The following is a 25,142-nucleotide window of genomic DNA, read 5'->3' as shown; positions in this document are numbered from 1 at the left end:
GTTGAAAAGATATACTTCAATACCTAAATTGGGATCACTCGAAAATTGCTTTGGAGGTTCCCCGCGTGCCTGATGCTTTCCCCAAGCGGCGCACTATACGAGAGGCTGCCGAAATAGCGGACCTTTCCTACATGGCCGTCTACCGCGCTGTGAAAGACAACGAGATCGCCTACATCAAAATCGGCAATCGCCACTATCTGACGGACGAAGCAGTCCAAGAGTTTCTGGCGAAGCGCACGGTGCCCGCAAATGGCTAGGATCGACTGGAGCAAGGACCGCGATCGGCGCCGGCTGCGCGAGCAGGGCGCCGATCCCATTCTCGGCGATGTTATCTTGCCCGGCCGGCCGAACCAGCGGCCGGGTAAAGCCGCCCTCCGCGCCGAACTGGCAGCGGCCACTCAGAAGATCACTCGGGAGATCAAGTGCTGCTGCGGCCATTCTGGTGTGGCGGTTATCCCGGCCGCCTGGGCGGGCAAGACCTTGCGCTGCACCGTTTGTGGGAGGGCTGCGAATTGAAGAGAGAGCAGGGCAAGTCGAGGGACGGTGAAGTATCGTTCGCCGAGTATCGCGGCAGGTGGATCGAATGCGGGCTTGAAGAGCGCGATCTGACCGATGGTGCGTTTCGGGTGCTCGCAGGATTGGCATACTTCTTTCTAAACCGCGAAAAGCGGGTTTGCTGGCCGTCGCAAGATGCCATTTCGAAAAAGCTCCGCATGCCTCGCCGCACTGTCCAGAAGCACCTCGCCGAGTTGCAGGCGCGCGGTCTCGTTCTGGCAAAAAGACAGGGGCGTGAGAAGCCTAACGTCTACATTCCTGCATTCCCTGACGCGCGCGAGGCTGCCGATTATGAAGCGCAAAACTCTGCGCATCATAAAGGTGCGATGAAGCGCAAAAACCGGGGTGATGATGCGCCGAATTCTGCTTCCATGATGCGCAGTGAGTTGCGCAGTAACCCTTTGAAGGAACCTGTTGATGAACCCGGTAGAGGGGACAGCCCCTATCAGGGGGCTGTCCCTCTCAACAATGGTAGGAAGCGGAGTTCTGATCGACCGCTGACCAAACAACAGTTCGTGATGGCTGTTCAACATCTGCGGGACAGCTTGCGCGCCCCGCAGATTGCTATCGATTTGGTTATTGGGCGTTTCGAAACGGTCGGGATCACTCAGGGCATGATGAACGTCATCTGCGACTATGCCCTGAAAGGCGAATTGCAAAAACTTTACGTTCTGCTCAATCAGAGGAAAGCCTGAGATGGATATCGCGCCTGATCTTTTCGCATGGGCTGAAACGCGACCGACCGCAACGGTGATTGACGCCACATATGCCTTTCAGCGTCGCATGCTTTTCGCTGCCTTGACCCCGCCGCGTATCCGCAACTTTGCCGGCTCCGACGCCCCCATCGTCAAAATTGAGGACTTTCGGCTTAGTTTTCTGCCGAGGGCATCCTGACATGACGGACAATCCCTGGCTCCGCCCCGCGGCCTTGCGCCGGCTCACTGCTGATGCCGAGGCGAAGGCGCCGAAGATGTTTGCCGACGATCCGGCAGCCCGCGAGGCGTTCGTTGGCGCCTACGTGGATGGCGTGATCGAAGAACGGGACCGTTGGGCCGCTGTTCTGCGGCATGCTCTTGTGAAGGGGCGGTCGCTGACAGCGGCGTCGCTCCTCGAATATGACCTTCCTGTAGATGTCGTTCTTGCCGCGCTTGAAGCGGGGGCGATGTGCGATACAAGCGGAGACGCCCAATGACGCCGCTCGATATGCGAAAGGCCGCCCCGAAGGGCGGCCTTCCATGCTCAGATTTCTATGGGGGCTTCAATGTATGACGATCCCGATGCGCAAGCAATAGAAGAACGACTGCCGAAGATCGTTGATCTTTCTACCGGCCTGTGGGTGAAGATAAAGGAAGCTGCCGCAAAGGCATCGGTGGCGGAAGTTACGATCCGTCGAAACAGGCACACAGTTGGTCGAAAGGTTCTCGGCCGGTGGTGGATATACGTTCCCGCACTGCTGAACTACGGCGGTGGTGATGAGGATGATCAGTTTTGATCACTTTTGAGTAGTACCGAGTGCCGAGCGCCATTGCGATAATCCCCGCCAAATCAGCGGGGATTTTTTATGCGCAACTTCACCTCTCGCCTCATCCAGTTGGTGCCGCCCGAGCGGCGTCCGAAGCTCCTGACGGCCATCATGGAACGGCAGGTTGCCTTTGATGCAATGCGGCAGGCCAGGTTGGCTCTGGATGATGCTATCAATCGGCATGGTGCGGTGCACGCTCAGAACGACGCCATCCTCGCCGATGCGCCGAGCGAAATGCGAGTGCATATTGCCGATGAAATTTCCCTCCAAAAGCAGGCTGCCGCCGACGCAATTTCGCGCCACCAAGCCGCTCTCGACCGGATTACGGAGCAGTTCCAGCAACACTACTTTTTGGATGAGGTTCACCGCTGGCTGGCGACGGCAGCGCGTTTGAAGGTCAGACTTGCGCTTGATGTTCTGCCGGGTGTGGCGGGTGATCACGCTTCCGCAGTCAAGGAACTCCGCGCAAAGATGCGCGATCTGGAGAGCCGCCGGGATGAGGTCTCCGATCTGCCGGCTGACATGGACGATCTTCTCGATCAGCTCGACGCGATGATCGAGGGGTATAGCGCGACCGGTGCACCGTCTCTCGATTTTTCTTCTGATGCCGCCTCTCCGGTCGCCCTCCATGCGCTTGAGGAGGGAGAGCACAGTTCCTCGCGGCTGCTGTCCTTCCTGATGTGGTGCTTCGGCGATGAAATTCGCGCCAAGCTTCATGCGTTGGTGAAAGCTCGGGCGCCGGAAGGCGGCGTTGGGAGTGTCGAGCGCAGCTCTCTTATGGCGTCCATAGACAGTGATCTCCTTGCTCTCGCAAGGGAAGAGGAGGCACACATCGTCGCTGCCGAAGCGCTCGGCCTCCGGATCGGCCGTCGCCGGCAGATCGACCCCAGGGCCTTCCTCGAAGTGCGGGAGGTCTGAGAATGAGCCCGAACCGTTCCTCCGGCCAGATGGATCGATTTTCGCGGTTTCTTCTCGAAGGCGCACGCCTCTCCATCGACGCAGTGGGTCCGCTCCTGACAGCATTTGCTCGCGGCGACAGCTTTGCTTTGCCCCCGGTTTCTTCTGCCCATGACGATGAAGTCGGGTTGGAATGGCTGACGGAGCGCGCGCTGATCATTGCGGAGTATGCGCTTCTCGCCTCTGACGAAGAACGCCGGAGCGTGACGAGCTTGGAGACCGTCCGGCTCATAGCGGAACGCCGAGCAGCTTTCGGAATGGCTGCATGGGGAGCCGAGGCACAGGCCGACGAGTTCGCTGCCGACCTTTCTCTCCCGATCCCCGCCGCTATTGCCAAGCTTGGAGAGGCACGCGCGCAGGCGCGCAGGCAGAGCGGTATCCCCTCCATCGAGGAACGCGCGCGGAGCCAGATCGAATTTGGTCCGGGCGACGATCCGTTCAACCAGCAACCCAAATCCAACGGGGCTCGCTCCATGAGCGAGGCTGTCAGCCGCGCGCTCGGGACCAGCCAGTAGAAAAAGGAAGACACGATGTCCGATTTGATTACCGACATCTTCAATCATGACGCTTTCAGCGTCACGTCCCTCACCGATGCGGTCGCCGATAAGGTAGTGCGGTCGGGGCGATTGACGGAACTGAAACTCTTCGATGTGACGACCGTCTCTACCACCAAAATCGCTATCGAGCAGCGTGGCGACTGGCTGGAACTCGTTCCGCCGAGCCCGCGTGGCGCGCCGGGAACTGTCCGCGATATGCCCAAGCGGACTATCCAGGATTTCGACATTCCTCATTTTGGCAGGAGCTGGTCTGTTATCGCCGATGAGGTTCAGAACGTCCGGAAGTACGGTAGCAATGGACTTGAGAGCGTCCAGAACTTGGTGGCGGAGCGATTGGTAACTCACATCGGCGATTTCGATGTGACGGAAGAGCATGCCCGCCTCGGCGCCATCCAAGGGATTGTCACCTACAAGGGCGGTAAGACGCTCAATCTGTTCAATGCCTTTGGCGTCGCTCCGCCCGAAGAAGTCGATTTTGACCTCGACAATCCGTCCCCGGCAGAGGGAGCGCTGCGGAAGCGCTGCACTCAGTTGATCCGTAGTGTCCGCGCTAGCTTGGGTGGGCACAATTTCGACAATCTGCATGCCTTCGTCGGCGACAATTTTTTCGATGACCTCCTGATGCATAAGGAGGTGCGCGACACCTTCAAGGGCTGGTCCGACGAGCGCATTCTTCGGGAGAGCTACGTCGGCCCGAGCCGCTCGTCCAACCCGATCTTCGAATTCGGTGGCATCGTTTGGGAGAACTATGGCGCCATCGATGATGAGGGTGACGGCGGGCTCATCGGCATTGATGCTGATGAAGCCAAGATTGTCCCGGTCGGCCTGCCGAAGCTTTTCAGGACGTACTACGGCCCGGCCGACTTCACCGATACGGTGAACATCCTCGGCAAACGCCTGTATGCCAAGCAATGGGCGATGCCGAACGACAAGGGCATCGTTGGAGAAATCCAGATGAACGCCCTGCATCTCTGCACCCGCCCCGGTGCCCTTCGCACCGCGCGTCGTACCTAAACCTTCACCGCAAATCGCTGCCCCCGAGGTCGCTCGGGGGCGTGCGGGTTCATTGGACAAGTACAAGGCGCATGAACCGAATGGGAAAATTGCCACGCACGACGCAAACGTATCGGCTGCAACATCCGATCGCCGTTGACGGCGGCTCGGTTGAAGTCGTCCGTCTGACGCGGCCGGATGACGCGGCGCTTAACGCAATGGTGGCGTTGAACCTGCCCGAAGTGCTCGTTGCCAAGCATTGCCGTCTGATTTTGGCGATTGTCTCGGACATTCCGGGTGAAGCCATAGGCCGGCTTCACCCGCGCGATTTCCGGGCCGTCTCCTCCATCGCCATCGGCTTAATTGAGCGCCCGCCTGGAGCGACGGTCCAATGACTACGCTCACCTCGTCGCTGATCGTTCGCGTCCTCGATCAGGCCTCCGGGCCGGCGCGCGCGATCTCGCGCTCGATCCTCGGCATCAGGGACGCCGCCAGCCGTGCGGGCGGCATGGCGTTCGGGGATCGGCTCCAGTCCGCGATGCAGCGGAACAATGCTGCGCTTGACCGCACACGCGGGCAGGTGATGGATGCCGTAGCTTCTTTCTACGTGCTCAAGCAGGCGCTATCGGCGCCGATCATGTCGGCTGTGAAGTTCGAAAGCGCGATGGCCGACATCGATAAGGTGACGAACTTCGACCCGGCCGGCTTGAAGGCTTACGGCAAGGAACTCCGCAAGCTGTCGGTGACGGAAATCCCGATGGCGGTAAATGATCTCGCGGCCCTTTCCGCAGCGGCAGCGCAAGCCGGTGTGCCGGAGGCTGATCTCTTCGATTTCACAAAGCTGACCGCGAAGGCGGCGGTGGCCTGGGATATGAGCGGCGGCGCCGCCGGGCTGGCGCTCGCCAAGATCAGGACGGCACTCAATCTCACGAACGAGGAAGTGTCCAAATACGCCGATCTCGTGAACTACGTTTCCGACAGCACTGCGGCCAGTGCGCCGGAAATGATCGACTTCACGAACCGCGTCGCATCCCAGGGCGAGTTCTTTGGCTACACAAAGGAGCAGACGCTCGCCTTTGGCGCAGCGATGGTCTCGGCCGGCAACACAAGCGAAGTGGCGGCCACTTCCTTCCGAAACATGGGGCGGGCTCTGACCAAGGGCGCGAGCGCGACGCCGAGGGTTGCCGGAGCGTTCAAAAAGCTCGGGATGGACAGCAAGAAGGTCGCCAAGGCAATGCAGAAGGACGCCGTGGGCACCACGCTCAAGGTCGTCGAAGCGCTTGGAAAGCTGCCGGAGCACATGCAGGCATCAGTGATGTCCGATCTCTTCGGAGACGAAGCCCGCGCCCTGGCTCCGCTGCTCAACAATACCGAGTTGCTCCGTAAGGCCCTCGCGATGACGGCCGACGAGCAGGCGTATTTGAACAGCGTCGGCCGCGAGTTTGAGAAGCGCGCAGCCACCAGCGAGTACAAGCTCCAGCGTTTCAAATCACAGCTCAATGATGTCGCGCTGACGATCGGTGGGGCTCTCCTGCCGGGCTTGACGAAACTCTTGGAACCGATCGGCCAGTTGACCTTGAGGTTTTCGGATTGGGCCGAGGCTCACCCGGAATTGATCGCGCAGATCGTTGCCACCACGGCGGCGGTCGTCGGGCTTCGGATCGCGCTCGTCTCCCTGAAATGGGTCGGGCTGATGGGGCGGGGCGGTCTTCTGTCTGCCCTTGCTCTCGGCTTCAACACGCTCGGCCGCGCCATCATTGGCGCGACCACGGCGGCCCGGAACGCCACAGCCCTGCAATCGGCGCTCGCTGCCATGTCGGGCGCTCGCTACACCGGCCTGGCGCGTTTCACTGACGCCCTGAAAGGGATGGCGCTCGCCATTCCCGGCGTTTCTGGCATTGCCGGTGCGCTCTCTGCGGTCGGCGCTGCGCTCGCAACGATCTCGGCGCCTGCGTGGGGCCTGATCGCGCTCGGCGTCGCTGCCGTGGCGGGAGCGGGCGCCATGCTCTGGCGGTATTGGGATCGCGTCAGCTCCGTGGTCAAGGGCGTGGCTTCGGCCGTCGCCGAGCAGCTCGCGCCTGTCTTCGAGAAGGTCGGCCCGCTCTTTGAGCCGTTCGCGCAATCCGCGCGGGCGATCGGCGATGCCTTCAAATGGGTCGGCGAGCAAATCTCTGCGGCGGCGGGCTGGCTCGGGGGCTTCTTCGAGCAAGAGGTGCTGTCGGATGCGCAAAAGGCCGGCCTGGAGGCGAGCGCGAAGGATGTGACGAACCGGATCATCAACGCGATCAAGGCCGGAACAGCTCTTATGATCGATGTCGGCGCCGACATGATCCAGTCCTTGTGGGACGGGATGGTCAGCAAAGTCGAGGAAATGATCGCGTGGGTAAAGACGATCCCGCAGAGGATCGTTTCCGCCTTCGGGAAGCTAGACCTCGGCAGCCTGATCGGCTTTTCGACGCCAGGCGGAGGTGGAGAAGCTACTCCGGCGATCGACGGCGCTCGCGCAGCGGGCGGGCCGGTAAAGGCCGGTGGAACCTACCTTGTTGGTGAGGAAGGGCCGGAACTTTTCCAGCCGAACCACAGCGGCTCGATTTGGCCGAGCAGCGAAACCGTGGCGGCGCTTCGCGCTTCGAGTGCGGACGCATCCGGCCGCCAGGGACTTGTAGAAGAGGCTACGAGAACGGTCGCCTTCAATCCCACGATCAGCGTCGAAATCAACGGCGTGCAGGACATCAGGGGTTCGATCGACGAGATCGAATATCTTCTCAATCAACGGCTTCGGCAGTTTATCCAATCACTTCATCGGAATTAATCAGGAATAGAACTTGAGTTATCCACAGGAAAGTTCTCCCTAAAAATCCATAAAATCTGCAAGGGCGGGGCATTGGTCCCGCCGTTCGCATTGGTTGCTATGGATTAAATCCACAACCTGGATATCTGCTCATTGGGGTACCTTGTCGCGGCGCGGGCAAGAGGTAGCCTTGCTCCCGCAAACAAGGGAGATGCCGCCATGCCTGATGAGAAAAAGCCCGTCGATCCGGTCCTTGATAGGATGCTCCGTGCGCTCGCAAGAATGCCCGACCCGGGCGAACCCGATCCGGCCAAGGAGCCTCCGCCGAAGAAAAAGAAGCGGCGTGGGAAGGATACACTGCACATCAAATGGGTTTTCGCTGGCGAAACGCCACCGCAGCCTGCGGCGCAAGACGGCAAGGTTGAGAAGGCGCTCGATCCGGTATTGCAAAACATCGTGCGTGTAATTGCGCGAAAGGAAGCGCAGCGCGATCTGGATCGCGGAGTAACGATAAACGATCTAATGCGCGAATATGAGCAAAGCACGGACACGCGGACCATCGAAGAGCTGCCGCGATTTACGCCGCCCGACGTAGAGGTCTCGAAAAAGTCGGCCGATTGAAGGTTTTTTTCCTACCGGACAAACTACAGCGCCCCTCTGACTAGAGCAGAGGGGCGCGCGATCTTTAGATCCCGGCCGGAAGCAACCCCGCAACAATGCGGGACGCTTCCGACTTGATGCCATCGTGGAAATCGTAATTGATCTGCCCTTCCGTGAGCAGCATCTCCACCTTGATCGCAAGCTCCAGAGCGTTTGCGGGAGCAGCGGCATGAACCTCGTCCTCCAGCGCTCGGCACGCACCGTGAAGAGCATCGATCGAGGCAGCGATGTCGCCGGCATCATCTGCCTGGGCGCTTGCCTCTGCATTGGCGAGGCTCTTCATCTCCGAGCGCAACTTTTGCCATTCCACCAGCCGGGAGGCAAAAAACGGACTTACTTTCAGGACGGCGGGGGGTGTGATAACGACGGCATCAGCCATTCCGTGATCCTCCGATGATCATGGTTTCGGTTAGGGCCGACGCAGGAGAGGCAACTCCTGCGTCGGCCCGTCTGCGTCTATAAGTTGTTAAAATTTTAGTCAACTTCATTGATCCGGCACCTCCCGCACGGGCAGTTCCTCCGCTGGATCGACGATAGGTTCGGTATGAGCAAACGTGCGGCGCAGAGTTTCATGCGGGTGGCCGAAGTTTACGGGGCCGAAAGCGCAACCGTTGCGCATTTGCCTCCCACCGCCCTTTATGAGCTTGCCGCCCCGAAGACGCCGCCAGAGGTGCGAGAGGAGATCGTGCGCATGATCGAGGCGGGCGAGGTCGTGACAAAGGCGACCGTAGCCAGGCTGCGGGCCGACAAGGCTGCGGCGCTCGCATCTTATGCCAAGCAGGCGAAGGACGACGGACTGATGAGCCGCCACCGCCGCGAAGGCCCTGCTTCGCGGCCTCGACTATGGCCTCGCGCAGGGCGGCCTTCGTCGGCTCCTGCCCCTTATCGAGCCGGTCATTCAACGTGCGCCGCACAACGCCGGGATCAGATTTCTCGGCGTCGCGAATGGTGCGGGCTTCGTGAATTTCTTTCCGGCTCAAGCCAATGTCTGCGGCAGTTGCGGTTTCAACGTTCCCATCAGGAACCTTGAAATTTCTTCCGCCGCCGTGACCCGCGACCTCCCCCCGCTCCTGGGCGGCATCATACTCGTCTGCGAGGCGGCGCTTTGCTGCCGCCTCGATCTCCAGAGCATCGGCCTGCGCACGATGAGCCTTGGCGATCAGCTCCATTCCGAGTTCCGGTTGCAACTATTTCGTGTGCATCTAACACACGGTCTCATCAGCAACGGAGACCGCACATGGCAAAGCCGATACACCCCGCCGACGCCGCCGACCGCGCCAAGATCGCGAACGCGACGCATTTCAACGTCCATCTCCGCAAGGGGCCGACCGAGAAGATCAATCAGGAAGCGCCCACGCTCGCCGAGGCGGTCAAGATCGCCGACGCAATCAATGCGGAGAGCCGTAAGCCGGCGATGATCTATGCGGTGATGCCCGAGGGCACGACGGTATTCGTCCCGAAAGACATGGCCGACGCCGCGCGCCAGGGCGAGCCGCCGGCCGAGCCGGTGCCGAAGCCAGAGCGGAAACCAGCCGGCAAGCGTGCGGCGATCCTCGAAGCCGCGCAGCGCGGCGAGCTGCCGGCGGCGCCGGATTTCAGCGCCGCCACCCACAAGCCGCACCGCAAGAAGCTGGAAGCGGTCGTCGCCATGGTGAGGGCCGGCGATATCGAGGGCCTCAAAGCTTTCGAGATCAAGCCGGTGTCGACCAGCCCGCGCGCCATTGCGCGCTACCGCGACCTCGCGGTGATTGCGCTCGCAGCGCTTTCCAGATCGGCTTGACCACCCAACTGCGGTGTGACAATATTCCTATCTCTTCGTTGGACGCCGAAGGGATTTTCCTGAGAAGGGCTGGTGTTTCTCCTGTTCGCCAGCCTTTTTCTTTGGCGACGAGGGTCACATGCGCGTCGAAATTGTCTCCAAAGATAATGTCCTCTCCCGCTTCGCCAACCAGATCGGCGCTGTCGGCGAAGAGAAGGGCCGCAAGGCTTTAGCCCGAGCCGTCAATCGCGTGACGACCACGGTCGAAGGCCGTGTTGTGCGCGCCATCGGGAAGCAGTCCTCTATTCCGACCAAGATCATCCGCACTCAGATCAGGAAGAAGCTCGCAGCGCACAAGGGCGGCGGAGCGATCGAGGGGCATGTCATCGCATCTGGCAGCCCATTGCCTCTCAAAGTGTTCAATCCCAAGCAGTTCTCCTGGGGTGTGCGGGCGAAGGTGTGGGGGCAGATGCAGCGCTACCCGTCGCACTTCATGCACGGCGGCCGATGGAACTCGGGCAAGCTCATTGCGGGCGGCCATGTCTTTGTCAGGACGACGGCCAATCGCCTGCCGATCGAGAAGCAATTCGGCCCGTCCGTTCCCGAGGAGATGGTGCGCGATGAAGCTGCGCGCGTCTTCCATCACACTGTCCAGACCATGTTGCCCAAGCGCGTCGCGCACGAGCTGTCCCGTCTGCTCCCCTGATCAGCATCATTCCGGCCCTCCGGCGGCGGCCAATAGCGCTTTAGGTACCTTTCGCTGCCTGCTCCCCATGCGGCTCTTCGGAGGCCCGATCCTTGCGTCTATTTTAAAATTTGAAATTCGCTGTTTGGTTTGGCTTTAGTTCCTATTTTTGGGCTTCCCTGATGGAGAATAGGATGAAAATCCCATCTAAGCGCGACTGGCTCAATGCGGCGTGCCGCGACCCTCGGCTTGACCACCGGCACTTCCGCGTTGCTGCGGCGATTTGGTCGCGATCGGATGGCAGTTGGCGAGCGCGGATCGACCCGGCGCGGCTTTCCGTGCAGACTGGCCTTTCGCAAGCAGAGTGCACGAGCGCGATCCGGCGCCTCGTGGCGACTGGCTACCTGCATGTGATCGGAAATCCGAATGCGGTGCCTTTCATGGCGGCACTCGCGCTGCCTGCGCATTTGCCAGAGAGAAAACGCGCGCCGGCTTTGTCGCCCTGGGCGAATGAAGCGCTGGCAGCCCCCGCGATTGGCAGGAACTGCCTACCGCTTTTACGAGCCGTCAAAGGGATGGCCGAACGCGCTGCGCCTGGCCGGTTCATCCCATGGCGTCAGATCATCAAGGAAGTGGACGTGGAGCCGCCCAGGGCGGGCGAGAGGGGCGACGAATACGCTCGGCGGCGAGAGGCCGCCCGGAAGCGGCTCTCGCGCCTACGGGCCGCGTGCTTGGATGCTGGCGCGATTGAGGTGGATCAGGCGCGGGGCGTGCGTCTCACGCCCGATGGTGAGCTTGCGGTCGCAGCGCCAGGCTGATGCCGCCTATCGGTGATCCTTACCTGGCATCCGCTTGATGCTCTCGGCGAGTTCGGGGAAGACCTCGGCGAATGGGCGGGCGCGGGCAAGCTCTTCGTCAGTCGCCGGGCGCTCGATCTCGGGATCAGGCCCGATAAGCTCGCCGGTCGTTGTGTGAACCCACCATCCATCTCCGTCCCGATGGACGCCGCCGGCAGCGATCAGCGCCCGCATCTCGCGGTCGTAGGCCTCCCATCGGCGCTGCATCTCCGCGTCGCCTTCGTCGGTGTCGGGGAGATCACCGGTCTCAAAGCTCGGCCATTTTTTCTTCATGAACACCACCGCTTCTGTGAAGCCTAGAACGAGCCATCTTTCTCAGAAGTCGCAAACCATCTACGCTTCAGCCAATGATAGCATGTGGGGCAGGAATGACCGACGAAAAGCCGAAAGCCAAGCGAACTTCAACGTTGCCATCTGGCGCAGGGAAAAAATTGTGTTGGTTCGGCGGAGCGTCTGTCCTGTGGATACTCATATCAGGAGCAATCGGTCTCTATCTGCGCGTTCCAGACGGTGCAAATACCTGGGGCGATTTTCTCGCCGGGATTTCTGCGCCGGCCGCATTCGCCATGTTGTTTGCCGCTGTCTGGATACAATCTGACGAGCTGCGCGAGCAGCGAAAGGAACTTGGACTGACGCGGGAAGAGCTTAAGCTCACTCGAAAGGAATTTGTCGAAAATAGAAAGGTGATGAAGGAACAAGCCAAGCAGGCAACGAAGCAGGCAGAGTTTGTTGCAGCCCAGACCGATATCCTTCTTCGAGATCGAACTGATGAAGAGTTTAAGGTCCGGCTCAGGCTTCTTCGGACATTCGTCACGTCAACTTTCGACGCGAAATATGGATATGTAAACAAGGGCGGCAACAGGGTTCTCCAAGATACGGGCTTGATGACCGGCTCAATGCCTTCAGACCCCGAGAAATTTTTTATGAAGTTGTGCAAGCGTCTTTCCAGTGCGCTTCCTATGACGCCTGATGAAAACTCAGAAGCTAAGGCAGCGGAATTGGCTCAAATGCCGCTCCACGCTCTCGTTATGTTGAACGGAAAGCTTCGCAGGTTGCTGGAAATGGAGGAGAGGCTATCGGGTTCGATGGCGGCAGTGTTGCAGTCGGTCAATCTTCCTTACGTCGTTGAACAGTTGAATTCCTTCAATGAAAAACGATGGAAAGAGGAGCCTGACTATCAAGCTGGCCCGCGCGACGCACATATTGATGGTTAGAAGCCCTGCAATGCGAATGGGTATTCAAACCCGAAAACCTGAAAAAACAACGAGTACGTCGCGTTGATCGAATTCGGGGCGGTGAAAAGAATTCGCCTCCGCTACCACCGGTTTCCCCCTATTTTCCGGCGAATGCCTCAGTCCCTCGCTGCGAAGTTTGCGACTTTTTTATTTTCGCATCGCACTGTCAAAACGACCTCTTCAGGAGCAAAACGGGCGCCTCAGGCGCCCGCTCTCGTTTCTGGCGATCAGCAGATCAGAATGGGATATCCCGATCGAGGAGCTTTCCAAGCTTCACCGCGCCTCAGAGGCCCGGTGCGCTGGTCGCCGGAATTCAGGAACTGGAAACGAGGTCGGGTGATTGGAGCGGGGTTGACGCGCTCATTCGCCATCCCCGGTGCCGAATGATGAAGCGGAGGGGCTATGGCGGGGCCGGCGTATATCGCAGCGATGGCGCACATGTCGCAACCGCCCTTGGGATCGAGGCAGCGGATCTCGTCCAGGCACCTTCAGCCTCCGGCGCTTCGCCCCGGAGGTTTTTCTTTGCCTGCGGCAGCGTTTTTATTGACCGATAATAACTCCGATTATATGAGAATATGAGCCAGCATGCTGGTATCGGTCGACTGGAGGGAAAGATGTCGCGGAAATTGAGGTCGCAGCACTGGTTCGGCGGGCTGGACAAGGATGCGTTCATCCACCGGAGCTGGATGAAGAACAACGGGTTGCCGGACGATGCTTTCGATGGCCGGCCGGTCATCGGCATCTGCAACACCTTCTCCGAGTTCACGCCCTGCAACGCGCATTTCCGCGGGCTGATCGAGCATATCAAGGCGGGCGTGCTGGAGGCGGGCGGGCTGCCGCTGGAGTTTCCGGTCTTCTCCTGCGGTGAATCGAACCTGCGTCCGACGGCCATGCTCTTCCGCAACCTCGCCTCGATGGACGTGGAGGAGGCCATCCGCGGCAATCCGATGGATGGGGTCATCCTGATGGCGGGTTGCGACAAGACCACGCCCTCGCTCGTCATGGGCGCGGCCTCCTGCGACCTGCCCTCGATCGTCATTTCCGGCGGGCCGATGCTGAACGGCCGCTTCCGCGGGCAAGCCATCGGCTCGGGCACGGATGTCTGGAAGTTTTCCGAGGACGTGCGTGCCGGCGTGATGTCGCAGAAGGATTTCATGGCGGCCGAAAGCGCCATGTCACGCTCGCCGGGGCACTGTATGACCATGGGCACGGCCTCGACCATGGCGTCGATGGTCGAGGCGCTGGGCATCGCCCTTCCGGGCAATGCCGCCATCCCGGCCGTCGATGCGGCGCGCGCGCGGCTTGCCCGCCTCACCGGCCGCCGGATCGTCGAGATGGTCGCCGAGGACCTTCGCCTCTCGAAAATCCTCACCCGCGAGGCCTTCGCCAATGCCATCCGCGTCAACGGCGCGATCGGCGGTTCCACCAATGCGGTGGTGCACCTGCTTGCCATTGCCGGCCGTATCCGCACGGCGCTGTCGCTCGACGACTGGGACAGGCTCGGTCGCGACGTGCCGACGATCCTCAACCTGATGCCGTCGGGCCGCTACCTGATGGAGGATTTCTACTATGCCGGCGGCCTGCCGGCCGTGATGAAGGAGATCGCCGATCTTCTCCATCTCGACGCCCTCACGGTGACGGGGCGCAGCGTCGGTGCGAACGTCGCGGATGCGGAAAACTTCAATGACGACGTCATCCTGTCGCGCGGAAAAGCCCTGACGGCCAGCGGCGGCATCGCCGTGCTGCGCGGCAATCTCGCCCCTGATGGTGCGATCATAAAACCTTCGGCCGCCACGCCCGCGCTGATGCAGCATCGCGGCCGGGCCGTCGTCTTCGAGACGATCGATCACTACAAGGCGCGCATCGACGATCCGGACCTCGATATCGACGAGACCTCGATCATGGTGCTGAAGAATTGCGGTCCGAGGGGCTATCCGGGCATGGCGGAGGTCGGCAACATGGCGTTGCCGCAGAAGCTCCTGAAGAAGGGCGTGCGCGACATGGTGCGCATCTCCGATGCCCGCATGTCCGGCACGGCCTTCGGCACGGTGGTTCTCCATACCGCGCCGGAAGCGGCGGTGGGCGGCCCGCTCGCGCTGGTGCGCGAGGGGGACTGGATCGAGCTCGACGTCGCCGGCCGCCGGCTGCATCTCGATGTCGACGAGGCCGAACTTGCCCGCCGCCGCGCGGAATGGACAGCACCCGTGCCGGACATGACCCGCGGATACCAGGGGCTCTATGTCGAACGCGTCATGCAGGCGGATACGGGGGCGGACCTCGACTTCCTCGTCGGCGGCAGCGGCCATGCGGTTCCCCGCGAGAGCCATTGAGGAGGCGCCGGTGAAGGATTTTCAGATCGACGACCTCCACGGCATCCATGCCATCCTCTACGCCCTCTTCGACGAGCGGGAAAAGCTCGATCGGGCCGCGATGCGCCGGCAGGTGGAGATCTGCCTTGAAAGCGGCGTGCACGGCATGGCGGCGCTCGGCCTTGCCACCGAGGCCTCCAAGCTCGACGAGGCCGAGCGCATGACGGTGATGGACTGGGTGATCGAGGATACCGCCGGCCGCGTGCCCGTCGCCCTGACGATCTTCGGCGCGTCCGTCGAGGAGCAGGTGCGCCAGGTGCGCCATGCCGCGACCGCCGGCGCCGACTGGCTGATCCTGCAGCCGCCGATGGTCGGCCAGTATTCCGCCGCCGAATATATCCGCTTCTTCGGCCGCGTCGCGGAGAAGACGGACCTGCCGCTGGCCATCCAGAACGCGCCGGCGCTGATGGGACGCGGCCTGACGGCGGCCGACATCCACGATCTCGTGCGCCAGCATCCGAATATCCGCCTGGTGAAGGGCGAGGGGCCGGTCGTCGATATCGCCCACCTGATTGAGGTCACCGAGGGGCGACTGCCGGTCTTCAACGGCCGGGCGGGGCTGGAACTGCTGGAAAATCTGCGCATCGGCTGCCGCGGCCTCATCCTCGCGCCTGATTCCATCGACTATGCGGTGCGGGCCTACGAATTCTTCTGCGACGGCTGGGATGAACATGCCGAGGAGGAGTATCGCCGCATGCTGCCGGGCGTCGTCTTCACCATGCAGGGTATCGAGACCCTCCTGTGCTATGGCAAGCGTCTCTTCGGCGAACGGGCGGGCATGGCGATCCACGACCGCGGCCCGGCGTTGCGGCCGACCGAAGTCGGCATCGCGATGGTCCGCCGTTACGCCGCCGCCCTGGGTGGCTTTCCCGAATAGGGCGGAGCGTCTATGTACGGGGGAAAGACACAAGGGAGAGGGCGTGCATGAAGGTCATCGCTCGGGAGGATCGCGGCCTGCCGGCCCGTATTGCAGGCGATATCGGCCGGCGCATCACGCTCGGCGAGCTGAAGGCCGGCGAAACGCTGCCGAGGGAAGCCGACATGCTGGCAACGCTCGGGGTCAGCCGCACGACGCTTCGGGAGGCCCTGAAGATCCTGTCGACGAAAGGCTTCATCGAGGCAAAGCCCCGGCTCGGCACGCGCGTGCGGGCGGCCGAGCACTGGAACACGCTCGATCCGGTCGTGCTGTCCTGGCAGGGCGATGCCGAAGACCAGGATGCGCTGGCCGAGGAGCTTTTCGAAATCCGCCTCTCCATCGAGCCGCTGGCCGCGCGCCTTGCCGCCCGGCGCGGTTCGGCGGCCGATCATGCCGCCATCCGGGCTGCCTTCGTCCGCATGTCGCAGGCGCAGGCCGGGCTGGAAGAGGCGATCGAGGCCGACATCGACTTCCATCTCCAGATCCTGCAGGCCGCGCACAACCGCTTCCTGCTGCCGATCTCCTCGGTCGTCCGGGCCGCGCTGTCGATCAGCATTCCCAAGACGATGGCCGCCTCCGGCGGCTTCGGCCCTTCGCTCGCCCAGCACGAGGCGATCCTGACGGCGATCGAACGGCGCGACGGAGAAGCCGCCCTTGCCGCCGCAACCACCCTCATCGCCTCTACCTACAAACGCAATTTCGGCTAGAATCGCTATGAAAACCCACATCCGGCTTGGCGATGTGGTCCACGGCTAGCCGGCATTCGCGGCGATCTCCGCCTCCATCTCCGCGATATCCTGGAAGCGGTCGGCGATGCGAGCATGCGGACGCCCGCCGTCGGCGGCGGCAATGGCCACGATAATCTCGTCCGGATGCGGTGCATCGGCGATCTGGAAATTGGCGGTCAGGAAGTGGGAACGTTTGCCCGTCTCGCTCTTGTGCATCATCGGCAGCGAGAGCAGCGCGCCGGGCGCGTTGCGGGTGTTGGCGAATTCCAGGTAATTCGTGCCGCCGATCGCGTTGCGGAAAGGATTGCCGAAGCGCAGGGTATGGATCATCGCCGAGGCATGTTCGACCTCGCCGTTGATGCCCACGGCCGCTGCCTTGCCGCAGGCCTCGATCCTCTCCGCGGGCATCTGCGCGAGCAGGCGGCGCGTCATCTCCTCGCTCAGCGGCCCGGCGATGCGGATGATCTCCGGCCGCAGGTCCTCGACGAAGCCCTTGCCGGCCCAGGGGTTCTGCAGGATGGCAGCGACGACGACGATGTTGAAGGGCTGCGGCGCGGCCCTGCCGCCTTCGACATGGGTCTCCTCGAGGAAGGTGCAGATCTTTCTGATGCCGAGCGCCATGTCGTTTCCCCCGTCTGTTGAACTCGCCGCCAACCTAGCGTGTGGCCTTGTGCGGTCTTCCTCGTATCCGGAGGAAAATGGCAGCATCGCCTCCTTCGAAAACCAGTAGCTTTCGCGCGCGGTGCGCCGCATTATCATGGCCCTACGACGGGAGTGCGCGGCGCGTTGGGCCAGAAATCAAGGATACTTTCGCTGCGCGACGTGGCGAGCCAGATCAACAGCGGCGGGGACCTCGCGACGGTGCTGCAGCACCTGATCGCGGCCGCCTGCCGGCATGCCAACTGGGCGCTCGGCTCGATCATGGGCATCGATGCGGCCCACGGCTATGCCCATGTCATCGTGCGGCACGATCCGACGCTCATCCACCGCGACTTGCCCGACCGCTGGGAACTGGCCACCAGCCCATCGCTCATCGCGCTCCAGCGCAACGAGCCGGTCTATATCCGCGATGCGCGGGAAAGCACGGAATTTCCCGGCTACCGCAAGGAGGCCTTCGAGCGCGATTACCGCACCGTGCTCGTCATGCCGATGGATTGCGCGGACGCAGAGGGCCGGCCGATGGTCCTGAGCGTGATCGCCCGTACGGTAACGGAGGTGACGGAGGACGACCTCGCGTTCCTTGGAACGATCATCCATCTCGGTGCCATCGCGGTGGAAAAGCAGCACCGCCTTGCGGCGGAAAAGCGCGCCGCCGAGCGGCTCGACCGGGCGCTGGCGGCCCATACCTCGCTGCTGGAGCATGTGCTCAGCGACGGTTCCGTCGCCTCGCTCGCCGCGATGGTGGGGCGGCTCCTGCCCAATCCGCTCGTCGTCGTCGACTTCACTGTCAACCAGGTGATCGCCGGGCGCTCGCCCTTGCCCGTGGATTTTACGGATGCGGCCTGGCAGGCGGCGGCGCCGACGGTTTTTGCGCGCCTGCTCGTCCGGGCTGCGCGGGAAGCCGTGGAGCGCGGCAACACGCAAACGGCGCCGATCTTCCTTGAGGATGGCGCCCGGCGGCTTCGTGTCTCCGCCCGCGTGGAACCCCTGACGGTAGACCGCCAGCTTGTCGGCGCGCTCGTCATCTTTCCGTCCGCGGCCGATGAGGGCGAACTGGACCAGCTCATGCTCGACAGCGCGAAATTCGCGCTCAGCGTCCAGATGATGCGCAGCTTCCTGCGCTTCCGCTTCGAGACGCGCACGCAGAGCGAACTCTTCTTCGAGATCGTCGAGCGGCGCTGGCGTGACGCTGCCGATGTCGGCCAGCGCGCCGCGCGGCTCGGCCTCGATTTGTCGCTGCCGCAGCAGATGATCGTGGTCGACTTCCCGGAGCGCGCCAAGGCTTTCGGCGGCGGCTCCGTCGATGTGGAGCACACATTGTCCCGCATCATGCAGCAGGCTTCGATCGAGGCCGGGCTCGTGGCCATCGAAGGCGGCGTCGTCTGCCTGATGCCGCATGAGGCGGGACACCGGCAGGAGCGCACGACGAAGCTCATGCGCCGTATCGCCGACGAGCTCGGCCGCTATTTCGACGAGGCGCCGATCGTGGTCGTCGGAAGCCGCTGCGCGGGCCTCGACGACTACGCCACGGCCTGGGAGCAGTGCAGCCGGATGATCCGCATCGGCCGCTCCTTCGGCCTGACGGGTGCGCTTTCCAGGCAGGATTTCGGGCCGCTGCCGATGCTCGTGTCCGCCGCCGATGTCGGCGACGTGCGCAGCTTCGTGCGCGACAGCGTCGGGGCGGTCGCCGAGCACGATCGGGAGAACGGCACGCCCTATCTGGAGACGCTGTCCGCCTATCTGGAGGAGGGGTGCCGCAGCCAGGCCTGCGCGGATCGCCTCGGCCTGCATGTGACGACGCTGCGCTACCGGCTGGCACGCATCCAGGAACTCTTCGGCATCGACGTGGAAACGCCGGAGCGACGCTTTTCCGTGGAACTTGCCCTGCGCCTCTACAGCGTCATCGACAACCGCGCCTTCGGCGAACGCTGACCACGCGGCAGGCCCGGCCTTCCTTCGAACCGCAGCAGAACTCTTTCTCCGCATCCTCCGTTCGGTAGGAAGTCGCCGCCGCCCGTGGCGGATAGCTTCTTCCCAACGAACCGAGGAGGAGGTCGACGGCATGACGAAGCAGGCGGCAACGAAGGACGCACCGATCGACCCCATCGCGCTGCGCCGCGCCTTCGGCACCTTCGTCACGGGCGTCACGGTCATTACCACGCGCGAAGCCGACGGCACGCCGCGCGGCATGACGGCGAATTCCTTCACCTCCGTCTCGCTCGATCCGCCGCTCCTGCTCGTCTGCGTCGCCAAGTCGGCCTCCAGCTATGCGGCCTTCACCGCGGCCAGTTGCTTTGCCGTCAACATCCTGCACGAAGGCCAGGTCGACGTATCGGCGACCTTCGCTTCCAAGGCACCGGACAAGTTCCAGTCGGTCAACCACGACCGGGTGCATACCGGCGCGCCCGTGCTGACGGACAGCCTCACCTGGTTCGATTGCAGCCTCCACGATTCGATCGATGCCGGCGACCACGCGATCCTGATCGGTGAGGTGCGCGCCTTCGGCACCAGCCCGACCGCCCCGCTCGGCTTCTGCCGCGGCCGCTATGCCAGCGTGAAGGATCCGCTGCCGGCCGGCTGGCTCGCCGCGCAGGGCATGATCATCGGTTACCTCGTGGAGGCCGGCGACGGGCTGCTCCTGTGTTCGGACGGCAAGGGCGGCTGGGTGCTGCCCTCCGCCCGCCGCCGCAAGGCCGATAGCCAACTGGTGCTCGACGGAGGCGACGCACTCCGCCTCGTGCCGGAGGAAACCTTCCTCTATTCCGTCTTCGACGTCGCCGACAGCGATCCCGGCCACCTCGTCTACCGCGCCCGGCTGGCGGGTGAGGGGGCAGCGGTCAGCCTACCCGAAGGCTTCCGCTTCTTCCCCATCGACGACCTGCCCTATGAAGCGATCGCCACCCATGAACTGCGCGCCATGCTGCGCCGCTACGTGCAGGAACGGCAGGCGGGCCGCTTCGGCATCTACATGGATTCCGACGACGGCGGCCGCGTCGCGATGATCGACGGGCAGGCCCGCGCCTGGCTCCAGGCCTCAGACCAAGGACAATGACATGAAGACGACCGTCAGCACCCTCGAAGGTTCGCGCCAGCACCTGTTCATCGGCGGCGAATTCGTCGCGCCGAAGAACGGCAACTACATCCGCAGTTTCGACCCGACGACCGGCGAGCCCTGGTACGAATTCGCCGAGGCCGATGCGGATGACGTGGAAGCCGCCGTCGCAGCCGCCACCGCCGCCTTCCGCAATCCCGAATGGCGCCGCATGACGCAGACCGACCGCGGCGCGCTGGTGCGCCGCCTTGCCGAACTCGTCCGCGCCAATGCCGATGCGCTCGCCGAGATCGAGACGCGCGACAACGGCAAGCTCCTGAAGGAGACGCGGGCGCAGATGCGCGCCATGCCGGACAGCTACCACTATTTCGCCGGCATGGCCGACAAGCTGCAGGGCGACACGATCCCCATCAACCGGCTCGATACGCTGAACCTCAACCTGCGCGAACCGCTCGGCGTCGTCGGCATGATCACGCCTTGGAATTCGCCGCTGATGCTGCTCACCGGCACGCTCGCACCGTGCCTTGCCATCGGCAACACCGTCGTCATCAAGCCGTCCGAGCATGCCACGGCCTCCACGCTGGCGCTTGCCGAGCTGGTCCACGAGGCGGGCTTTCCGGCGGGCGTCGTCAACGTCGTCACGGGCACCGGCAAGAGCGCCGGGGAGGCCCTGACCCGTCACCCGGGTGTGGCGAAATACGTCTTCACCGGCAGCACGGCGACCGGCCGCCGCATCGCCGGCAATGCGGCTGAGAACCTCGTTCCCTGCTCGATGGAGCTTGGCGGCAAGTCGCCCCATGTCGTCTTCGGCGACGTCGATATCGAGCATGCGGTGAACGGCGTCGTCTCGGGCGTCTTCGCCGCGGCGGGCCAGACCTGCGTCGCCGGCTCGCGCTGCTTCGTGGAAGCGAGCGTCTACGACAGGTTCCTCGATGCGCTCGTCGCCCGCACGCAGCGCATCCGCGTCGGCCTGCCGACCGTCGATGGCACGGATATCGGCCCGCTGGCGCTCGCCGACCAGCTTTCCAAGGTCGAATCCTACGTCGCTTCGGGCGTCAGGGAAGGCGCGAAGGTCGCCGCCGGCGGCGGGCGGCCGCAGAAGGCGGAGCTTGCACCGGGCGGCTGGTATTTCGAGCCGACCGTCATGGTCGACGCCCAGAACGACATGACCTTCATGCGCGACGAACTCTTCGGTCCGGTGGTGGGCGTCATGCCCTTCCGCGACGAGGAGGAGATGATCGCGCTCGCCAACGACACGCGCTATGGCCTCGCCTCCGGCGTCTGGACGAAGGACATCGACCGGGCGCTGCGCTTTGCCAGCCGCATCGATGCGGGCACGGTCTGGATCAACACCTACCGCTCCGCCTCCTTCATGTCCGCGAACGGCGGCTTCAAGGAAAGCGGTTACGGCCGGCGCGGCGGTTTCGAGGTCATGCACGAATTCTCGCGGCTGAAGAACGTGATCATCGACTATTCCGGCGCCATGCAGGACCCCTTCGTCATCCGCCTCAAATAACCAGACCTCGAAAGGCAGAATCCATGAAGTTCGCAGTCTCGCTCACGATGGAACGCTTCTCGCCGGACATGCCGATGGCGACGGTGAAGAACAACCTCCTGACGCTGGCCCGCATGGCGGACGAGGGCGGTTTCGAGATGCTCTGGACGGCGGAGCACCACACGCTCGAATGCACGATCTCGCCGAACCCGTTCCAGACGCTGGTCTGGCTCGCGCAGCATACGCAAAACATCCGGCTTGGAACCTCGACGCTGGTCGCGCCCTACTGGAACCCGATCCGGCTCGCCGGCGAATCCGCCCTGTGCGACCATCTGACGAACGGGCGCCTGGAATTCGGCATCGCGCGCGGCTCCTACCAGTACGAGTTCGACCGCATGGCGGGCGGCATGCCGCAGCAGGAGGGCGTCGCCTACCTGAAGGAACTCGTGCCGGCGGTGAAGAAGCTGTGGGCCGGCGATTATGCCCATGACGGGCACTATTGGAAATTTCCGGTCACGGCCGCCGTGCCGAAACCGCTGCAGCAGCCGCATCCGCGCATCTGGGTCGCCGCCCGCGATCCCGGCACCTTCGACTGGGCGGTCGCCAACGGCGCCAGCATCTTGTCGACGCCGCTCTCGGCGCCGGCCGCGGAGATCCAGGTCCTCTCCGATAAATTCCACAAGGCGGTGGCCGACCATCCGGAGGTGCCGCGCCCGCGCTTCATGATGCAGCGGCGCACCTGCGTCTACGACCGGCCGGACGGCTGGGAGCGCGCCGTGCGGCACAGTATGGACTACGGCCGCGCCTTCGAGAACCTGATGCAGAACATCGGCACGGTGAAGGACGGCTTCCCCGAGGCCGTGCCCTTCGAGGCGGTCAGGGGCAAGGAGAACTACAACCCGGAAAGCATCCGCAAGAACCTGATGTTCGGCACGCCGGACGAGGTGATCGAGAAGCTCATGGTCTACGAGGCGGCGGGCGTCGACCAGTATTGCCTCGGCCTCATCTTCAACCTGCCCTTCGAACTGCAGAAGCGCACGATCGAGCTTTTCGTCAAGGAGGTCATGCCCGTCTTCGCCGCGCGCGAGAGCGAGCGCAAGCGGGCGATGGCGGGGCGCTGAGCATGGAGGGCATGGCGGAACACACGGTCGGCGAGGTCACCCTCAACTATCGCATCGACGGCGACGGCGGCGAACCGCTCGTCTGCGTCCACGGCGTCGGCTCCTACCTGGAAGCCTGGTCCGGCGTGGTGGCGCGGCTGAAGGACCGCTTCACCATCCTCACCTTCGACCTGAGGGGCCACGGGAAATCGAGCCGCGTCAAGGGCCGCTACGAGATCGACGATTTCGTGGCCGAGACGCTGGCGCTTGCCGACAGGGCCGGTTTTGCGACCTTCAACCTTGCCGGTTTCTCGCTCGGTGGCTTGATCGCCCAGCGCCTTGCGCTGACGCATCTTCCGCGGTTGCGGCGGCTGGTGCTGCTGTCCACCGTGGCAGGGCGCACGCCGGACGAGCGCGAGCGCGTACTGGCGCGGCTCGCCGCGCTCCAGGCCGGAACCCCGGCCGACCACCACAATGCCTCGCTCTCGCGTTGGCTGACGGAGGATTTCCAGGAGAAGCACCCCGACACCATCGCCTGGCTGAGGGCGCGCGATGCGGAAAACGACCCGGATTGCTACGCCTCCGCCTATCGGGTGCTCGCCGAAACGGATTTCGGCGGGTTCCTCGACCAGATCCGCTGCCCGACGCTGATCGCCACCGGCGAGGACGACGTGGGCTCCAACCCGCGCATGGCCCGCTATATGCACGAGCGCATTCCCGGATCGCGGCTCGCCATCTTCCCGGGCCTGCGTCATTCCATCCTCATCGAAGCGCCGGATGTCGTGGCCGATGCCATCGGCGATTTCCTGGCCTATACGGAGGCGGCCCATGAATGAGACCTTGCGGAAAAAGGGTGAGGACGTGCGGCGGCGCGTGCTCGGCGACGACTATGTGGACCGCGCCATGGGCGGCGGCGACGCCTTCTCGGCCCCCTTGCAGGACATGCTCAACGAATATTGCTGGGGCATGGCCTGGACGGACGACGGGCTCGACCTGAAACAACGCAGCCTGCTGAACCTCGGCATGCTGGCGGCCAGCAACCGCATGCACGAATTCGGCCTCCATTACCGCGGCGCGGTCCGCAACGGCCTGACGGAAAAAGAGCTGCAGGCCGCGCTCGTGCAGATCGCCGTCTATTGCGGCGTGCCGGCCGGCGTCGAGGCCTTCCGCGTGGCCCGCGCGGTGCGGGCGGAGATGGCCGGGGAGGGCACGACTTGATTTCCGTCATTTCGATGGAGCCGGGCGGCGGACGCTGCTTGGGAACGCCGGAAGACGCATGGGGCGGCAGGCCCCAAGATCGCCAGCAACGGCAGGGAGAGGAAACCCGCGCCGTCGACGAAACGACAACAGACAGAGGGAACAAACGCATGATCAGAACCTCGATGGTCGCGGCGCTCGCCGCCTCTCTCGCCCTTTCGCTTGCCGCCATGCCCGCCAGGGCCGGCGCGGTGCTGGACCGGGTGCTCGCCGCCAAGACGCTGAAGGTCGCGACCGACGCGAGCTGGGCGCCGCAGTCCTTCATGAACGACCAGAACGAGATGGACGGCTTCGACGTCGATATCGCCAAGGAGATCGGCAGGCATCTCGGCGTCTCCGTGGAATTCATCACGCCCGGCTGGGACATCATCACGGCCGGCAACTGGCAGGGCCGCTGGGACATGCATGTCGGCTCGATGACGCCGACGAAGGCGCGCGCCGAACTTTTCGACTTCCCGGCCGTCTACTATTACACGCCCGCCGCCGTCGCCGTGCACAAGGACAGCAAGGCCGAGACGCTCGGCGACCTGGACGGCAAGAGGGTCGGCGTGACGGCGACCTCGACCTTCGAGGCCTATGCCAACCAGGATCTGACGCTGGATGCCGCCGGCGCGCCGGCCTTCACCTATGAGTTCAAGCCGGGCGAGGTCAAATCCTATGCCAATTCCACGACCGCCTTCGACGACCTGCGGCTCGGCGACGGCACGCGCCTCGATGCCGTCGTCTCGTCGCTTCCAAGCATTCTCGATGCGGAAAAGGCCGGTTATCCGATCCGGCAGCTCGGCAAGCCGGTCTTCTTCGAGCCGCTGGCCGTGGCCATCGAGCATGGCGACAAGGAGCTCAGCGAAAAGATCGCCGAGGCCGTCAAGGCCATGCAGGCGGACGGCACGCTGAGCAAGCTGTCGCTCAAGTGGTACGGCGTCGACTATACGGTCACCCAGTAAGACGTATCGGTTCGCGCGGCCCGGATGGGCGGGCCGCGCCCAGGCACAGG

General features: G+C 63.3%; 28 protein-coding genes and 1 pseudogene. 26 read left to right on the top strand and 3 right to left on the bottom strand.

Annotated elements, in window-relative coordinates; genetic code table 11:
* Window positions 1-65 precede the first annotated feature (65 nt).
* The 12 genes from EV665_RS06365 to EV665_RS06315 all read left to right on the top strand — a co-directional run bounded on the left by EV665_RS06365 (window position 66) and on the right by EV665_RS06315 (window position 7,996).
* Window positions 66-257, top strand: coding sequence for a helix-turn-helix domain-containing protein (locus EV665_RS06365; RefSeq protein WP_281048226.1), 192 nt, complete (start codon window positions 66-68; stop codon window positions 255-257).
* A complete protein-coding gene (locus tag EV665_RS32260; protein ID WP_162852991.1) occupies window positions 250-516 on the top strand; it encodes a hypothetical protein in 267 nt (88 codons plus the stop codon). Before EV665_RS06365 ends, EV665_RS32260 begins: the two co-directional genes overlap by 8 nt.
* Window positions 513-1,250, top strand: a complete 738-nt coding sequence (locus tag EV665_RS06360; protein WP_162852990.1) for a helix-turn-helix domain-containing protein — start codon at window positions 513-515, stop codon at window positions 1,248-1,250. The genes EV665_RS32260 and EV665_RS06360 overlap by 4 nt, the downstream gene beginning before the upstream one ends.
* Before the next feature lies 1 nt (window position 1,251).
* A complete protein-coding gene (locus EV665_RS06355; RefSeq protein ID WP_133033477.1) occupies window positions 1,252-1,449 on the top strand; it encodes a hypothetical protein in 198 nt (65 codons plus the stop codon).
* A 1-nt stretch (window position 1,450) separates the two neighbouring features.
* The gene (locus EV665_RS06350; protein WP_133033476.1) at window positions 1,451-1,747 is read left to right on the top strand and encodes a hypothetical protein; all 297 of its coding nucleotides are present in this window, start codon (window positions 1,451-1,453) and stop codon (window positions 1,745-1,747) included.
* 69 nt (window positions 1,748-1,816) lie between these two features.
* Complete coding sequence (locus EV665_RS06345; RefSeq protein ID WP_133033475.1) at window positions 1,817-2,047, top strand: hypothetical protein; 231 nt, start codon at window positions 1,817-1,819, stop codon at window positions 2,045-2,047.
* A 69-nt stretch (window positions 2,048-2,116) separates the two neighbouring features.
* Window positions 2,117-2,995 carry a hypothetical protein gene (locus tag EV665_RS06340; RefSeq protein ID WP_133033474.1) on the top strand — a complete coding sequence of 293 codons (879 nt, stop codon included), beginning with the start codon at window positions 2,117-2,119 and terminating at the stop codon, window positions 2,993-2,995.
* 2 nt (window positions 2,996-2,997) lie between these two features.
* Window positions 2,998-3,549: a hypothetical protein gene (locus EV665_RS06335; protein WP_133033473.1), complete on the top strand. Its 552-nt coding sequence runs from the start codon at window positions 2,998-3,000 to the stop codon at window positions 3,547-3,549.
* A 15-nt stretch (window positions 3,550-3,564) separates the two neighbouring features.
* Complete coding sequence (locus tag EV665_RS06330) at window positions 3,565-4,605, top strand: major capsid protein (protein WP_245507652.1); 1,041 nt, start codon at window positions 3,565-3,567, stop codon at window positions 4,603-4,605.
* Between the two features lie 71 nt (window positions 4,606-4,676).
* Entirely contained in the window at window positions 4,677-4,979 is a 303-nt protein-coding gene (locus EV665_RS06325) for a phage tail assembly protein (protein WP_133033472.1), read from the top strand.
* Window positions 4,976-7,396, top strand: a complete 2,421-nt coding sequence (locus EV665_RS06320; RefSeq protein WP_133033471.1) for a phage tail tape measure protein — start codon at window positions 4,976-4,978, stop codon at window positions 7,394-7,396. Before EV665_RS06325 ends, EV665_RS06320 begins: the two co-directional genes overlap by 4 nt.
* 198 nt (window positions 7,397-7,594) lie before the next feature.
* On the top strand, window positions 7,595-7,996 hold the full coding sequence (locus tag EV665_RS06315; RefSeq protein WP_133033470.1) for a hypothetical protein: 402 nt from the start codon (window positions 7,595-7,597) through the stop codon (window positions 7,994-7,996).
* 64 nt (window positions 7,997-8,060) lie between these two features.
* On the opposite strand, the gene EV665_RS06310 is transcribed toward EV665_RS06315, so the two are convergent.
* On the bottom strand, window positions 8,061-8,414 hold the full coding sequence (locus EV665_RS06310; RefSeq protein ID WP_133033469.1) for a hypothetical protein: 354 nt from the start codon (window positions 8,412-8,414) through the stop codon (window positions 8,061-8,063).
* Between the two features lie 858 nt (window positions 8,415-9,272).
* Here EV665_RS06310 and EV665_RS06300 point away from each other — a divergent pair.
* The 3 genes from EV665_RS06300 (at window position 9,273) to EV665_RS06290 (ending at window position 11,297) form a co-directional block, all read left to right on the top strand.
* Window positions 9,273-9,815 carry a hypothetical protein gene (locus tag EV665_RS06300; protein WP_133033467.1) on the top strand — a complete coding sequence of 181 codons (543 nt, stop codon included), beginning with the start codon at window positions 9,273-9,275 and terminating at the stop codon, window positions 9,813-9,815.
* Window positions 9,816-9,933: 118 nt separating this feature from the next.
* Window positions 9,934-10,500, top strand: coding sequence for a hypothetical protein (locus tag EV665_RS06295; RefSeq protein WP_133033466.1), 567 nt, complete (start codon window positions 9,934-9,936; stop codon window positions 10,498-10,500).
* Between the two features lie 173 nt (window positions 10,501-10,673).
* Window positions 10,674-11,297, top strand: a complete 624-nt coding sequence (locus EV665_RS06290; RefSeq protein ID WP_133033465.1) for a hypothetical protein — start codon at window positions 10,674-10,676, stop codon at window positions 11,295-11,297.
* A gap of 18 nt (window positions 11,298-11,315) precedes the next feature.
* On the opposite strand, the pseudogene EV665_RS06285 reads toward EV665_RS06290, so the two are convergent.
* Window positions 11,316-11,609 (bottom strand): annotated as a pseudogene (locus tag EV665_RS06285) (BrnA antitoxin family protein); the annotation flags it as partial.
* A 95-nt stretch (window positions 11,610-11,704) separates the two neighbouring features.
* Between EV665_RS06285 and EV665_RS06280 the strand changes: the two are divergent.
* The 4 genes from EV665_RS06280 (at window position 11,705) to EV665_RS06265 (ending at window position 16,563) form a co-directional block, all read left to right on the top strand.
* Window positions 11,705-12,550, top strand: a complete 846-nt coding sequence (locus tag EV665_RS06280) for a hypothetical protein (protein ID WP_133033463.1) — start codon at window positions 11,705-11,707, stop codon at window positions 12,548-12,550.
* Between the two features lie 635 nt (window positions 12,551-13,185).
* The gene (araD, locus tag EV665_RS06275; RefSeq protein ID WP_133033462.1) at window positions 13,186-14,901 is read left to right on the top strand and encodes an L-arabinonate dehydratase; all 1,716 of its coding nucleotides are present in this window, start codon (window positions 13,186-13,188) and stop codon (window positions 14,899-14,901) included.
* A 10-nt stretch (window positions 14,902-14,911) separates the two neighbouring features.
* Entirely contained in the window at window positions 14,912-15,817 is a 906-nt protein-coding gene (locus tag EV665_RS06270) for a dihydrodipicolinate synthase family protein (protein WP_133033461.1), read from the top strand.
* Window positions 15,818-15,864: 47 nt separating this feature from the next.
* The gene (locus EV665_RS06265) at window positions 15,865-16,563 is read left to right on the top strand and encodes a FadR/GntR family transcriptional regulator (protein ID WP_064331078.1); all 699 of its coding nucleotides are present in this window, start codon (window positions 15,865-15,867) and stop codon (window positions 16,561-16,563) included.
* 45 nt (window positions 16,564-16,608) lie between these two features.
* On the opposite strand, the gene EV665_RS06260 is transcribed toward EV665_RS06265, so the two are convergent.
* A complete protein-coding gene (locus tag EV665_RS06260; protein ID WP_133033460.1) occupies window positions 16,609-17,205 on the bottom strand; it encodes an amino acid synthesis family protein in 597 nt (198 codons plus the stop codon).
* Between the two features lie 165 nt (window positions 17,206-17,370).
* On the opposite strand from EV665_RS06260, the gene EV665_RS06255 reads away from it, so the two are divergent.
* The 7 genes from EV665_RS06255 to EV665_RS06225 all read left to right on the top strand — a co-directional run bounded on the left by EV665_RS06255 (window position 17,371) and on the right by EV665_RS06225 (window position 25,092).
* The gene (locus EV665_RS06255; protein WP_133033459.1) at window positions 17,371-19,176 is read left to right on the top strand and encodes a helix-turn-helix domain-containing protein; all 1,806 of its coding nucleotides are present in this window, start codon (window positions 17,371-17,373) and stop codon (window positions 19,174-19,176) included.
* 130 nt (window positions 19,177-19,306) lie between these two features.
* A complete protein-coding gene (locus EV665_RS06250) occupies window positions 19,307-20,296 on the top strand; it encodes a flavin reductase (RefSeq protein WP_133033458.1) in 990 nt (329 codons plus the stop codon).
* Window position 20,297: 1 nt separating this feature from the next.
* Entirely contained in the window at window positions 20,298-21,812 is a 1,515-nt protein-coding gene (locus EV665_RS06245; RefSeq protein ID WP_133033457.1) for an aldehyde dehydrogenase, read from the top strand.
* A 23-nt stretch (window positions 21,813-21,835) separates the two neighbouring features.
* Window positions 21,836-22,912, top strand: coding sequence for an LLM class flavin-dependent oxidoreductase (locus EV665_RS06240; protein WP_133033456.1), 1,077 nt, complete (start codon window positions 21,836-21,838; stop codon window positions 22,910-22,912).
* 11 nt (window positions 22,913-22,923) lie between these two features.
* Window positions 22,924-23,727, top strand: a complete 804-nt coding sequence (locus tag EV665_RS06235; protein ID WP_133033455.1) for an alpha/beta fold hydrolase — start codon at window positions 22,924-22,926, stop codon at window positions 23,725-23,727.
* Window positions 23,720-24,109 (top strand): carboxymuconolactone decarboxylase family protein, encoded by a 390-nt coding sequence (locus tag EV665_RS06230; RefSeq protein ID WP_133033454.1) that lies wholly within the window; start codon window positions 23,720-23,722, stop codon window positions 24,107-24,109. Before EV665_RS06235 ends, EV665_RS06230 begins: the two co-directional genes overlap by 8 nt.
* 149 nt (window positions 24,110-24,258) lie before the next feature.
* Window positions 24,259-25,092 (top strand): transporter substrate-binding domain-containing protein, encoded by an 834-nt coding sequence (locus EV665_RS06225; RefSeq protein ID WP_162852989.1) that lies wholly within the window; start codon window positions 24,259-24,261, stop codon window positions 25,090-25,092.
* Window positions 25,093-25,142: the final 50 nt, after the last annotated feature.

The sequence above is a fragment of the Shinella granuli genome (assembly GCF_004341885.1).
Taxonomy (GTDB): domain Bacteria; phylum Pseudomonadota; class Alphaproteobacteria; order Rhizobiales; family Rhizobiaceae; genus Shinella; species Shinella granuli.
This window is presented reverse-complemented; position numbering and strand designations above follow the sequence as displayed.